This window comes from Maribellus comscasis (assembly GCF_009762775.1).
GTDB lineage: Bacteria > Bacteroidota > Bacteroidia > Bacteroidales > Prolixibacteraceae > Draconibacterium > Draconibacterium comscasis.
This window is the reverse complement of record NZ_CP046401.1, coordinates 4,169,030-4,182,512: the sequence shown is the minus strand read 5'-3', so window position 1 is coordinate 4,182,512 and position 13,483 is coordinate 4,169,030. Positions and strand designations below refer to the sequence as shown.

The 13,483-nt window shown below is 40.5% G+C and carries 10 protein-coding genes; 7 read left to right on the top strand and 3 right to left on the bottom strand.

Annotation, left to right across the window (positions count from 1 at the left end; translation table 11 throughout):
• Positions 1–13 precede the first annotated feature (13 nt).
• The 6 genes from GM418_RS16485 (at position 14) to GM418_RS16460 (ending at position 8,686) form a co-directional block, all read left to right on the top strand.
• Positions 14–1,561: a sulfatase family protein gene (locus tag GM418_RS16485; RefSeq protein ID WP_158868268.1), complete on the top strand. Its 1,548-nt coding sequence runs from the start codon at positions 14–16 to the stop codon at positions 1,559–1,561.
• A gap of 13 nt (positions 1,562–1,574) precedes the next feature.
• Positions 1,575–3,050 carry an alkaline phosphatase D family protein gene (locus tag GM418_RS16480; RefSeq protein WP_217447495.1) on the top strand — a complete coding sequence of 492 codons (1,476 nt, stop codon included), beginning with the start codon at positions 1,575–1,577 and terminating at the stop codon, positions 3,048–3,050.
• Positions 3,051–3,059: 9 nt separating this feature from the next.
• Positions 3,060–3,917 carry an alpha/beta hydrolase gene (locus GM418_RS16475; protein ID WP_158868266.1) on the top strand — a complete coding sequence of 286 codons (858 nt, stop codon included), beginning with the start codon at positions 3,060–3,062 and terminating at the stop codon, positions 3,915–3,917.
• Positions 3,918–4,011: 94 nt separating this feature from the next.
• Complete coding sequence (locus tag GM418_RS16470; RefSeq protein ID WP_158868264.1) at positions 4,012–5,283, top strand: hypothetical protein; 1,272 nt, start codon at positions 4,012–4,014, stop codon at positions 5,281–5,283.
• 44 nt (positions 5,284–5,327) lie between these two features.
• The gene (locus tag GM418_RS16465; RefSeq protein WP_158868262.1) at positions 5,328–6,734 is read left to right on the top strand and encodes a sulfatase family protein; all 1,407 of its coding nucleotides are present in this window, start codon (positions 5,328–5,330) and stop codon (positions 6,732–6,734) included.
• Positions 6,735–6,736: 2 nt separating this feature from the next.
• Positions 6,737–8,686 carry a hypothetical protein gene (locus GM418_RS16460; protein WP_158868260.1) on the top strand — a complete coding sequence of 650 codons (1,950 nt, stop codon included), beginning with the start codon at positions 6,737–6,739 and terminating at the stop codon, positions 8,684–8,686.
• Between the two features lie 16 nt (positions 8,687–8,702).
• Here the strand turns inward: GM418_RS16460 and GM418_RS16455 are convergent, their stop codons facing one another.
• Together GM418_RS16455 and GM418_RS16450 are read right to left on the bottom strand one after the other, a co-directional pair.
• Positions 8,703–9,344: a DUF2490 domain-containing protein gene (locus tag GM418_RS16455; RefSeq protein ID WP_158868258.1), complete on the bottom strand. Its 642-nt coding sequence runs from the start codon at positions 9,342–9,344 to the stop codon at positions 8,703–8,705.
• 126 nt (positions 9,345–9,470) lie between these two features.
• Positions 9,471–10,838 carry a pectate lyase gene (locus GM418_RS16450; RefSeq protein WP_158868256.1) on the bottom strand — a complete coding sequence of 456 codons (1,368 nt, stop codon included), beginning with the start codon at positions 10,836–10,838 and terminating at the stop codon, positions 9,471–9,473.
• Positions 10,839–11,038: 200 nt separating this feature from the next.
• Here GM418_RS16450 and GM418_RS16445 point away from each other — a divergent pair, with 200 nt between their 5' ends.
• Positions 11,039–12,478: a glycoside hydrolase family 28 protein gene (locus GM418_RS16445; RefSeq protein ID WP_158868254.1), complete on the top strand. Its 1,440-nt coding sequence runs from the start codon at positions 11,039–11,041 to the stop codon at positions 12,476–12,478.
• Here GM418_RS16445 and GM418_RS16440 read toward each other — a convergent pair.
• On the bottom strand, positions 12,468–13,238 hold the full coding sequence (locus tag GM418_RS16440; RefSeq protein ID WP_158868252.1) for a hypothetical protein: 771 nt from the start codon (positions 13,236–13,238) through the stop codon (positions 12,468–12,470). The two genes, GM418_RS16445 and GM418_RS16440, sit on opposite strands and share 11 nt — an antisense overlap.
• Between the last annotated feature and the right edge of the window lie 245 nt (positions 13,239–13,483).

Below are 13,483 nucleotides of genomic sequence, written 5' to 3'. Positions count from 1 at the left end.
TAAACCAACGGATATGTGCCAAAAAATATCTATTTTTCTTTTTTGTGTCTTAATCGTTTTATCCTGCAAAAAAGAACAACCAAAACCAAACATTATATTAATCAGTGCCGACGATTTGGGCTGGTCGGATATCGGATGTTACGGTAGCGAAGTACAGACCCCTAACCTCGACAAGCTGGGAGAAGGTGGAATACGATTCACCAGGTTTCATAATACATCAAAATGTTTCCCTTTAAGAGCATGCTTGCTTACCGGAGTTTATGCACAGCAAAACGGTTATTCCAACACACACACCAACCCCATCACCAATGCAGTTACGCTGGGAGAAGTTCTTCGTACAGCGGGTTACCGAACACTTTGGTCAGGGAAACATCACGGTTTGGAAAATCCTTTTACCCGGGGTTTTGACCGATACTATGGTCTAAAAGACGGTGCCTGTAACTATTTTAATCCGGGCGACCAACGGCCGGGTGAAGGTGCACCGGCGCGCAAAGGAAAACCCGGAAATAAAACCCAACGTTGGTGGTGTATCGACTCTGTAATGTATCATCCTTACACGCCGGAAGCGAAAGACTTTTACACAACCGATTATTTTACAAATTATGCGTTGGGCTGGTTAGATGAATATAAAAATGAAAACAAGCCATTTTTCCTTTACCTTGCTTTCAACGCGCCACACGACCCATTAATGGCCTGGCCGGAAGATATTGCCAAATATAAAGGGAAATACGATGCAGGCTATGAAAAAATCCGCAACCAACGGTATCAAAAACAACTTCAAATCGGCCTAATTGATGATTCATACAGTTTGTCTGCTCCTACTTATGACAACTGGGAAGATTTAGCAGATTCCATTCAAAACGATGAAATCCGTAAAATGGAAGTTTATGCAGCGATGATCGACCGAATGGATCAAAACATCGGTCGGTTGCTTGCGAAACTAAAAGAAACAAAGAAAGATGAAAATACGCTTATCCTGTTTGTATCCGACAACGGAGCATCGGCTGAAATGGTACATATAGAGGACGATTACGGAGAGATTGGGACGATGACCCGGTGGTCGTCGCTTGGCGAAAATTGGGCAAATGTAGGAAATACTCCTTTCCGTTTTTATAAAAACTTCAGCTATGAAGGAGGCATCAACACCCCATTGATTGCATGGTGGCCGGGAAAAATCACACCTAAAACATTTTCTGAATTCCCCGGGCATTTTATCGATATCATGGCCACGGTAGTGGATATTACGGGAGCTACTTACCCAGCGGAATTTAACAACCAAAAAATAACACCTATGCAGGGAGTTAGTTTACTTCCGGTTCTCAACGGAGAAAAAACAAGCAGAGAAAAGCCCATTTTTTGGGAATGGCGCCGGGGAAAAGCAGTTTATTCCGATTCATGGAAAATAGTCAAAGAAGGATTGGAGGAACCATGGGATCTGTATAATATTGAGCAGGATCCGACCGAAACAAAAAACCTTGCCAATAGTAATCCTGAAAAAGTTAAAGAGATGGAGCAGCTTTTCGAGGAATGGAAATCCAGTCAAATTGAAAAGAACGAATGAAAAAACAACTAAAATGAAACTAAATATAAATCAACGCTTCATTTTTACGGTATTTTTAGCCTTTCTGTTTTTGGGGTGCAGCCTCAAAAAAGAAACCGACGGGCCTTATTTTGGAAATGGCTTTCACAATGGATGGGCTGACCAAAGTTCAATCGTAATCTGGACACGGCTGACCCATAACCCGGAAGGGAATACCAATGGAACAAAATTTCTTATCCCCTCGGCTGAAGAACACCGACGATTGGATAAAGAAGCCCATCCCGAAAAAATTCATAAAGCACAAATTCCGGAAGGAATGACATTGGACAACATGCTTGGTGCTTGTCCTGGTGCACCAGGTGAAGTCAAACTTATCTATTATCCTTTGTTAAATTCTGACAACAAAACAGAAACCGATTGGATTGCCGTTGATGAGAAAAAAAACTATACAACCCAGTGGCAACTTGAGAACCTCCGGCCCAACACAAAATATGTTGTTGAAATTGAAGCCAGGCTCAATAACAAATCAAAAGTTTCGGATAAAACTGAAGGTGCTTTCCGCACGCCACCAACAGAAAAAACAGAAGAGGACATTGAATTTTGTATCGTTACCTGTCATGATTATTGGAGAAAGGACACAACTGACGGGCACAAAATCTACAATTCCATGATAAAAATGTTCCCTGATTTTTATGTGCACACAGGCGATATTGAATATTACGATAAACCCGAACCCTATGCGCTTACTGAAGAATTGATGCGCTTTAAATGGGATCGTTTATTCGCGCTTCCTCTGCAACGTAAATTCTGGACACAAGTAACCTCCTATTTTATGAAAGACGACCATGATGCACTTAAAAATGATGCCTGGCCCGGTCAAACCTATGGGACAGTACCCTGGGACAGAGGCATTGAAATATTTGAAAAAGAACAATTTCCTTATCACAACAAGTTTTATAAAACCATTCGTTGGGGAAAAGACCTGCAGATTTGGATTACCGAAGGAAGAAACTACCGGAGTTCCAACAATATACCGGACGGGCCGGAAAAAACCATTTATGGGAAGGAACAAATGGATTGGTTATTTAAAACATTAAAGGAATCGGATGCTACGTTTAAAGTAATTATCAATGCCAATCCCGTTTTAGGCCCCGACCGCGAGAATAAAAACGATAATTATTCAAACTCAAAATACGCTTTCGAAGGGGAGCAAATACGCAATTTTTTGAATCAATTTGACAATGTATATCTGTGTAACGGCGATCGTCATTGGCAATATGTAACACACCTGCCCGATACAAATCTCTGGGAGTTTAGCTGCGGTGCCGGGGCTGACATGCATGCCGGGGGATGGGATCAGGAAGATCTGCGCCCCGAGCATCGGTTTTTGCGGGTAAAAGGAGGTTTTCTCCGGGGAGAGGTTTCCCGGGAAAATGGAAAACCAAAACTTACTTTCCAGCATTACGATGTTAATGGGGAAATGGTTCATGAAGAAATATTTACAAAATAAAACGTTAAAATGAAAACATTACTAAACTGCACAATTGCACTTTTACTGTTTATGGGAACCTCGGCACAAAAAAATGTGATAATAAAACTTTGGCCTGATGTTGTACCCGGTGAAACAGAAGCCAAACACGAGCCTGTTGTTACCGACAATACCTCCGGGGATGTCACACGCTTAACAGATATAACCGATCCTGCAATGATAGTTTTCCCGGCAAACAGCGACAATAACAATGGCGCCGGTGTAGTCGTCTGTCCGGGTGGAGGATACAATATTCTGGCCATCGACAAAGAGGGATATGAAATTGCACTGTGGCTTAATAAACTGGGATATACAGCTGCAGTACTTCAATACCGGGTTCCCAAAAAACAGGATGGTGCTTTACAGGATGTACAACGAGCCCTAAGAATAATGAGAGACCGGGCTGAAAAATGGAATCTAAACCCGGATAAACTGGGTGTGATGGGATTTTCGGCCGGCGGAAGTTTAAGTGCACGCGCCAGTACCCTGTATGAAAAACAAAGATACCCCAAAGTTGACGAAAAAGACGAACTTTCCTGTCGACCTGATTTTGCGCTATTGATTTACCCTGCTTATCTTGATCAGGGAGAAAACCGAAATCTTACTCCGGAATTAAAAGTGAATGAAAACACTCCGCCCACATTTATTTTTCAAACTGCCGACGACCGCTTAGGAAACAGTTCGTTGGTTTACGCAACTGCTTTGCGCGATGCAAAAGTACCCGTTGAATTACACTTATTGCCGGAAGGCGGCCACGGATATGGAATGCGACCGGGTAATGTGGCAGGTGAGACCTGGCCCGGACTAGCTGAAAGATGGCTGGAAAAAACGATTACTTCGTTAAACTGATAATCTTCTGAAATGAATGTTGGGTCACGTTTGAAAACCATTTCTATTATTGCCATCCTGCTTTCCGGAATTACAGGCTATAAAATAACAGGTTATGAAAAGAAGAGATTTTATACACACAACTGCTTTGGGAAGTATTGCAATTTTAGGACTCCCCGCTCCAGCAATACATAACTCTGCCAGTTTTTCTACTTCCGTTCGACAAATAACCAACGGCCCCCTGCATCATTTATTTGGTTATATAGGCCAATCATTAACTATTCCCTGGAATTCAACGGGTAAACGATTGCTTACCTTAAGTACACCTTTTATCTACCATCTCCCTGATGGAGGTGAACCTGCCGGCGTTTGCCTGGTACATTTAGACAAACCTGAAGGGAAATATTATAAAATTGAAAAAGTAGATGAGTCTTTGGGTTGGAATCCACAACAGGGTACCATGTTTTACTGGAATCCTGATAATGCTGCGAACCAATTCCTTTTTAACGATCGGGACAAAAAAACAGGTAAAGTGTTTACCGTGCTATTTGATATTTCTCTGAATAAGCGTGTTCATGAATATAAATTTAATGATACACCCGTTGGCAATAGTGGAGTTTGTCCAAAAGGAAAAACTTTTCTGGCTATTAATTACGCAAGAATGGCACGACTGCGGGCAGTAACCGGATATAAAGGCGCCACCGACTGGACAGAAGGTGTAAGGGCTCCCAAAGATGATGGTATTTTTAAAATCGATATTCAATCCGGCAAAAAAGATTTATTGGTTTCATTCGCTACCTTGGAGGCTGAACTTCAAAAAAAAGGCTTTGATACAGGTGGGGAATCATTATTTATTAATCACACCTTATGGAATCGGGATGGAAACCTTTTTTGCTTTTTTGTGAGAGCCGGATGGAGTGGCACAGGAAAAGAAAAAAGAACCAATGTATTTTGCACCATGAACTCAGATGGTACCGGATTACATGTTGGACGTCAGTTTATTGGCGGCCATCCTGAATGGGGAATCGGGCAAAATATGATTGGCAGAATTGGTGATAATCAGGTGATTTTCGATATTATCGGCGAAAAAATTGTGGGAAAGATTGGTACACCGGAAGCAATTCTCAATCCGGAAGGCGATATCAGCTTGTCTCCTGATGGAAACTGGTTTGTGAATGGTTCCGCAAAAAATGGTAAAAACTTTTACAACATTGTTCGTTTAAAAGATGGAGAATGGACAAGAAGTGAAGGTATTGACAAAGGAGAATATTCAGGCGATGTAAGAATTGATTCTGCCCCAAGATGGAACCGGGAAAACAACCAGATTCTGGTTCAGGGAATTACCGTTGACGGAACGGAACAGTTATTTATCATTACAGTTAAATAAAGTTCAAAAGCAGATGAGTTAAAAATCTCGTTAAATCATTTAATATGAAAATTAACACAGCCATAAAAATTACACTATTTATTGCACTATTTGCACTTCAAGCACCAAATGTTTTTTCCCAGTTCATTCAAAAACCAAACATTGTTGTAATTATGACCGATCAGCAATTTGCCGATGCAATGAGTTGTGTGATGGGCGAGCAATACATACACACTCCAAATATGGATAAATTGGCGGAAAAAGGGATCAGGTTTACGCATGCATACAGTCCTAACCCCTTGTGTATGCCTATGCGTACTTCAATGATGACTGGCAGATTTCCGCATGAAACCGGTGTATTGACAAATGACGACGAAGATATTAATCCATCAGATTTTGTTTTCCTTGGAAAGCTATTTAAGGATGCCGGATATGAGACCGGATATTTTGGAAAATGGCATGTGGCTTTTGATGAAAAACAAAAAGAAATACACGGATTTGATAATCCAATAGTTAAAGGAAGCCAGTTGGATGCTGAACCAACTGCGGCATTTTTGAAACAAAAACATGAAAAACCTTTTCTTGTTGTCGCTTCATTTTTAAGCCCGCATGAAGTTTGCCAGTGGGCGCGCAAGCAGAATTTACCCGGAGGCCCGATAAGTGAAATGCCACAACTGGAGGATTTACCGCCACTCAAAACAAACTTTTTCCCACCGAAAAACGAAACCGATATTATGACATTCATGAGAAAATCGTACCAGGCAAATCTTCGGTTGTTCCCGGTTGGCGATTATACAGATGCTGATTGGCGCAGATTACAATGGGGATATTACAGGTTAATTGAACGTGCCGATGCATTTGTGGGTGAGGTGATGGATGCGTTAAAAGAGTCAGGGCAGGAAGAAAATACGCTGGTGGTTTTTCTAAGCGATCATGGCGATTGTGCAGGCAGCCATCACTGGAATCAGAAAACTGTATTTTATGATGAATCGGCTCGGGTGCCGTTTATTATGAAATGGGATGGAAAAACCATAAAGGGAACTTCGGACGTACTTTTAAATACAGGAACGGATATAATTCCAACCCTTTGCGACTTTGCCGGTATCGAAATTCCCAAAGGATTACCCGGGAAAAGTTTAAAAGCACCGGCAACCGGAAAAGCACCAGAATGGAAAAGGGAATTTGTTGTGACGGAAAATCACATGGTCCAATGCGAGCCTGTCGATGGGAAAAATTACAAACCCCAGGGAAGAATGGTTCGCAGTGTACGCTACAAATATTGTATTTATAGTGAAGGAAACGACCGGGAATCTCTGGTGGATATGGAATACGATCCCCAGGAAATGGTCAACCAGGCCGCGAATCCTGTGTATAAAAAAGTTCTTGAACAACATCGAAAATATTTGAAAGAACATGCTAATCAAAGCAACGACGCAATGGCGTTAAAAATGCTAAGCAACTTAAACAATTAAAAATGAAAATAAAAAGCAACTTCCCAGTAATCCTTTTATTGCTCTTCTTTACCTCGTTCATAAATGGTCAGAACATCGCCAAAAACTTTGTTGAGCCTCCACGGGAATTCTCAGTTATGCCATTTTGGTTTTGGAATGATACACTTAAAGCAGATGAAATTCTCAGACAAATAAAAGACTTTGATGAACACGGGGTTTATGGATTTGTAATTCACCCGAGAATGGGATTACCCATTGGCATGGATTTTCTTTCCGAGGAGATGCTAAGCCTAATGAAAGTTGCCATTGAAGAAGCAGAGCGGAGAAGTATGAAGGTAATACTTTACGACGAAGGCTCCTATCCTTCAGGTTCGTGCGAAGGCCGGGTAGTTGCAAAAAATCCGGCACATGCTGCCAGAGGGTTGGCAAAAATTGATTTGGAAACCGGAGAAAAACCGGCTTTGAAAGATGGATGGAACCTGGTAACAGTACTGCAACGCCCCAATGGAAAACAGATGGCTGTTGTTGAACAACCTTCTAATGGGCATATTCGTGGAATTCACTGGGTTGACGAAGCAAAGGGAAAAGAAGATCTTCCACCAGCCGGGGATATATTAAACCCCGAAGCAGTTAGCAGTTTTATTGAACTCGTTTATGACCGGTTTGCTGAAAATTTTAAACAATACTTTGGAAAAACAGTACTCGCTGTTTTTACGGATGAACCCGATCCTCTGGGACGCGGGAGCAAGAGAGGAATAGTACCCGGAAATAAAAATCTACTGCCGCAAATAAACAAAATACTTGGTTACGATTTTACACCTTACTTTTCTGATTTGTGGTACGAAGATCATGAAAACTGGGAACAACACCGGAAAGATTACCACAGGGCTATCGCCATTTGCCTGGAAGAAAATTATTACGGAAGGTTGAGCAAATGGTGCGAAAGTCACGGAATTGCACTCACTGGGCATCCGGCCGGTTCTATGGATTTGGGAGCCCAGAAATATTTCCAGATTCCTGGTCAGGATTTGGTTTGGCGTTATGTTGAACCAGGTGAAAAAGCATTGAATGGACAACATTCCACCATGGCAAAAAACGCTTCCAGTGCTATGGTTCATTTAAATCGTCGCCGGAACTCCAACGAGCTCTATGGCGCTTACGGTCACAACCTAACCTACGATGAGATGGTTTGGCTGGCCAACTGGTGTTTTGTAAGAGGGCAAAATTTACTTTACCCACACGCATTTTACTATTCGATACGTGGTGCCCGTTACGACGAAAGACCGCCGGATGTTGGACCACATGCAAAATGGTGGAGTAATTACAAAGATTATGCTGACGCCTGCAGAAGGCTATGCTGGTTGAACACCGATTCACGCCAGGTATGTGAAATTGCGGTACTCGGTGACGCAAACTGGTTGCCTGATCAATCGGCCAAAATATTTTTCCAAAATCAAAAAGATTTCAACTACCTGGAATTATCACATCTAATTAGTGATGCTACAGTGGACAAAAGCGGAGTACATATTGCAGGGATGAATTACAAAGCAGTAATTCTGGATGGGTTACAAATAGTTCCTGATAATATTAAACCGACACTTAACAAATTAGCTGAAAACGACCAATTGATTATTTTTAAGGATTCACCTTTTATTTCAACTTTCCCAAAAACAAAAGTAGCTCAAACTGCAGCAGAACTAATTGCTGAAACGGAAAAACTAATTCAGCCTGATCTTTCTCTTTCGCCTTCATCCGAAAATATACGTTATCGCCATGTTACAAAAGAGGGAATTCATTATTATATTCTTTTTAATGAACAGGAAACTTCTGTAACAACAAAAATAAGTGTGCCGGTTAAAGGAAATCAGTGGTGGTTAGACGAATTTACAGCTAAAGCCACATTAGCTCAAAAAGGCCAGAAAATTACATTTCAACCGCATGAACTAAAACTATTAATGGTGAAAGAAAATTAAGTTTATCGAATTCAATCTAAAATTTGTAGCTCATCCCTGTACCCAAAATGATTTTATTTTTCCAAATATCAGGGTAATCTTCATTAATCTGGTGGGCCAAAAATAAATTGAAATTTACACTCTTAATATGAATAAAAGAACCCAAAATGGTTCTTTGCCGGGTATAATCCAGTTTATTAAAATAAAAAGAAAATTCGGTAGAGAGATATGGCGTAATTACTTCAGATTTTTTAAACATGAGCTGAACCTGATTTCTGTACCGGTTGATCAATTCGCCATCATAAAACCGAAACTCCCAGCGGCTTCGATCCCGGAAACTAAAGTTACCCCAACTTTTACTATAATACATGTGCAACATCGGACGGTATTCTGCCCTCCACCGTGTTGGAAACTCAACATATTCCTGTTTATAACCTACACCAAAACTTATACTTTTTTGGGAAGGAAAATCCAGCGTTAGCTGTGTATGATTCAAAAAGTAATCACTTCCACCTCTAAAAAAATTGGCACTATGAAAAAAGAAATTCACGTTTCTGATTTTTGTCTGACCACCTGCAAAGGTCCAGGTTTCAAAATCTGCCGCACCAGATCTGACAGCAGAAAAAATCAGCACGACAATGATTAGGGATTTCAGCTTAGGTTTAATTGATTTTTGCATACTAAAAATTACACAAATGGTGTAAAACTGGTAATTGCTCCAGGTTACCAGAAATTCAATTCAATCTTAAGGGTGCAAATATACTTTTTTATTTTTCAGAAAGATAATCTTCCTGCCTGCGTTAAATTATTTCCCCGCAACACGTTTGTAAGCTTCCAGATAATCGCAAAGAACTTTCACGTTTCGATTAAAAAGAGCGGTTGAAATCCGGTCCTCAATTCGATATTCTCCATTCCATTTGCTCACTTCCATATTCTGCCGGAATTTGTCATTTTGCACTACCCATCGTCCGAAATTATCCTGAGCTTCTATAACAGCTTCAGCATTCCTTGCCAACTCTTCCAACGAAGGCACTGACGTTTGATCAACAGTCGCCTCCTCTAAAACCTGCAGATAACGCATTTCTGCAGCTTCAAGTGCACTTTTTATATCCGTTTCATATCCATACCCTGTTCTACGTTCCAACGACAGCTGCTCCAACGATTCAACCCTGATGCGTCCCCGGTCGTAATACAATGGTTTATTTGTTCCTAATTCCAGAAACCTGCCCCATTTCCCGTTGGGCAGTTGTGAGGCTTTCAGCCAGCGAATAGCATCAGGAACAGGCTCCAGATAATTTGTTCTACCAGAGTGAAGATATAAATCAATAAGACTGTTTATATTATGTACTGTTGCTGATGGGCAAACCGCAGGAGGTTCAAATGTTCGCGCCCACGCCGGCTGGAGAAATTCGTTGTATTGTTGCGCCCAACCCGGCTGAGGCGGAGGTAGTTGTGAAATCATCATGAAACGCCCAACTTTTTGCAGGCTTTCTTTAATGTCGGTTCTTTCGTAATATGTGTCGGCTTCAATCATTACCCGGATACAATCGTTGATTCCCTGATCGTTAAAAGTCGCATAATCGTGGTAATTCCCCTGCCACGGATATTGATGTGGCCAACCTCCGTTATCGAGTTGAGATTTTATCATCATTCCCAGTGCCTTATTTACTGCATCTGTCAGTTCAGGGCTATCAATTTCCTGATCCAAAGCCATCAAAAAGCTAATGGCACTCTGTGTCTGGTCATCGTCAAAACTTACCCGTTTCCCTTTGGGGCGATCAAAATAAATTTTGTGTTCCCAGCCCCCTAATTCATTCTGCCCTTTAATAAGTGCACCCGCTGCATTCTCAGCAGCTTTTAAAAAATTCTGATTTTGGGTTATCCGATAAGCTTCTAAAAAGCTCATTCCAACTGCCGGAGTTCCGGGAGGTTGGACTTCAATTGTGCGGTCATCGGTTTTTCCTTCGCCCCATTTTTCTTTTCCATCCAGCGTATAATTATATACGTAACCTCCTTCAATAGCCAGTGTTTGCATAAATGTTATTCCCTTTTGCAAACAAATTTCTGCATTGCGAGCTATATCCGAAAGATCATCCGGTTGTTGGGCGTAATTGGCAGAATAGAAAAAAACAAGTAGTAAAAACAGACTCCGTTTAAAATGATGCTTTTTCATTGTTAGGTTTTTGTTGGTTTAGTTCAATTTTATGTCGGATCTAAAAATAAGTATTCAACACAGGAATTGCAAGTAATTGAATTTTATAACTTTTGCAAACGCAGATTTTATATGAGAATATTATATAAAACTGCACCTGGAAACTATTCCGAATTCCGGTAAATCTTTTAATTTTACTGATTAAACGGAAATATTTCAAAATGAAAAAACTGAATCTGATAATCTTATTTTCAGTACTTATAAATTTATCCCGGGCAGAAGACATTAATATTCTGAGTGCCGGTGCTAAAACGGACGGAAAAACCGTCAACACAAAAGTCATTCAAAATGCAATTGACAAAATATCGGTAAGTGGTGGCGGAACCGTAATTATTCCGCCCGGAAATTTCTTAACCGGTTCAATTGTACTAAAAACCGGTGTTACTCTCCATGTGCAAAAAGGAGCCACTCTTTTAGGAAGCAAAAATCTGGAGGATTACCTGAGTATACAACCAGATTTTATAGCGCTTCGTACGGGTCAGGCTACCAAACAACTCATTTTTGCTGAAGGGCAAAATAATATCGGAATTACCGGTGAAGGAACTATCGACGGGCAGGGAGCTGCTTTTGAAAGAGTAGAAACAGGCGACGAACCCGGAATTACGCGCCCGCATCTGATTCAGCTTATCGACTGCAAAAATGTTCGGATAAATGATATAAACATGCGCAATTCAGGAGGTTGGATGCAACATTATCTGGCGTGCGAAAACCTCGAAATAAAAGGAATTAACGTTTATAATCACTGCAACTACAATAACGACGGAATTGATATTGACGGATGTACCGACGTTGTTGTTTCGGAATGTTTTGTTGATAGCGACGATGACGGAATTTGTCTGAAAAGCACAAGTCCGAGATCCTGTAAAAATGTATTGGTAACAAATTGTGTAGTAAAATCGCATTGTAACGCATTAAAACTTGGTACAGAAACCACCGGTGGTTTTGAGAACATTATTTTTAGCAATTGTACTGTGAGCCCTTCTGTTGATCCCGACCCAATTTATGGCACATTGCGCGGACAGTCCGCGATTTCTGTTGAAATGGTTGACGGTGGACTGCTCGATCAGGTGAACATTAACAACATTATCATTCTGGAAACAGGTTGCCCCATTTTTGTGCGCTTGGGAAACCGGGCCAGAAAATATTCTCACGATGCAAAAGAACCGGGAATTGGAACACTGCGAAATGTTTCAATTTCGAATGTAACTGCAACCACTTCATCAAAAACAACATCAAACATTACAGGTTTCCCCGGTAACTATGCTGAAAATATTAATTTAAGTAACATTTTTATTACCAATCTCAGCGATGGTTCGGAAAAAGAAGCAGCACTGGAAGTACGGGAAAATGATAAAGGATATCCGACAGCCGGAATGTTTGGCGATATTTTACCGGCTTCCGGATTTTTTGTGCGCCACGTTAAAAATATCACATTTAACAATGTTCAGCTTTTTTTAAAAGGAGACAATGTGCGACCGGCATTTATTCTGAACGACGTGAAAGACGCACAAATTCTTTACCCCGGAATTTTTTCCTGGAGAGAAGAAGCTGCCAAAATCGTAAAAGATTCAGACTGTGAAAATATTAATGTTATAAATTAACTGTTGAAGAAGTGGCAACCAAAGTTGCATCCTCCATAATAACTTCATAAAAATAACCGGCACCAAAATCCTTCTCTAAAGTAATTTTTCCTTTAAAAGTTACTTCATCATTTACCTCGGCAACATCCTGACTGGTGATTGTTAAGTCGTAACTTCCGTCACTTCCGCTGGTTCCGTCCTGAATATGAATCCAGTTTTTCCCCATTACACTTTTGTTTACTTTAACTACCACACCACGAATCTCTATTTCTTTTCCTGAATAACTATCCCGGTTATCAAAAACCCCTGCGACGGTAACTTCATTCCCTGACTTTTCGAGCGAAATTTCGTTGTGTTCTTCCGTAGCAACACGTCCGCTGTGTGCAGCCATGTCTCCTCCTCCCATTCCCGGCATCATTCCTCCCATTGGATTTTGAGGAGCCTGGGCCATGGGCGTTTTGCTAATGTGACTTACAAAATATATAATATCAAAAGTCCTATCAATCTCTTTGCTGTGAAAATTTTTCATTTCCAGCTCATTGTCGTAATAATAAACATCGCCCGCATCTACATCCTGTTTTGTAACTGCCACCCACTTTTCAGCCATTCCTTCTTTAACATTCATATAAGTATAGGTACTGCCGTGTACCACTTCCTTTACTTCAAAAACATTGGCATTTGCAGGCACTTCATTCTGAACAGGTACTCCGCTTTTATTTCTTACACAAGAAGAAAACACAATAACCAACATCACTATTCCAAAAACTCTCAGCATATTCATTTTCATGTTTTTATTTATTTATCGACTAACGAATATAAAAATTAAAATCATTTTAACAGGAGCAAAATACATCAGATACATATTTCTTCTCTCTGAACAATCATTTCCAAAATAACAGCCAATAACAATTTTTTGTTGAACAAACCAAACGTATAAAATCTCAAATCACTTATCAAATATAAAACCAGTGAAATAAAAGACAAAAAGGCCTTCATTGACTTTAATTACAAATTACCGTATATTTG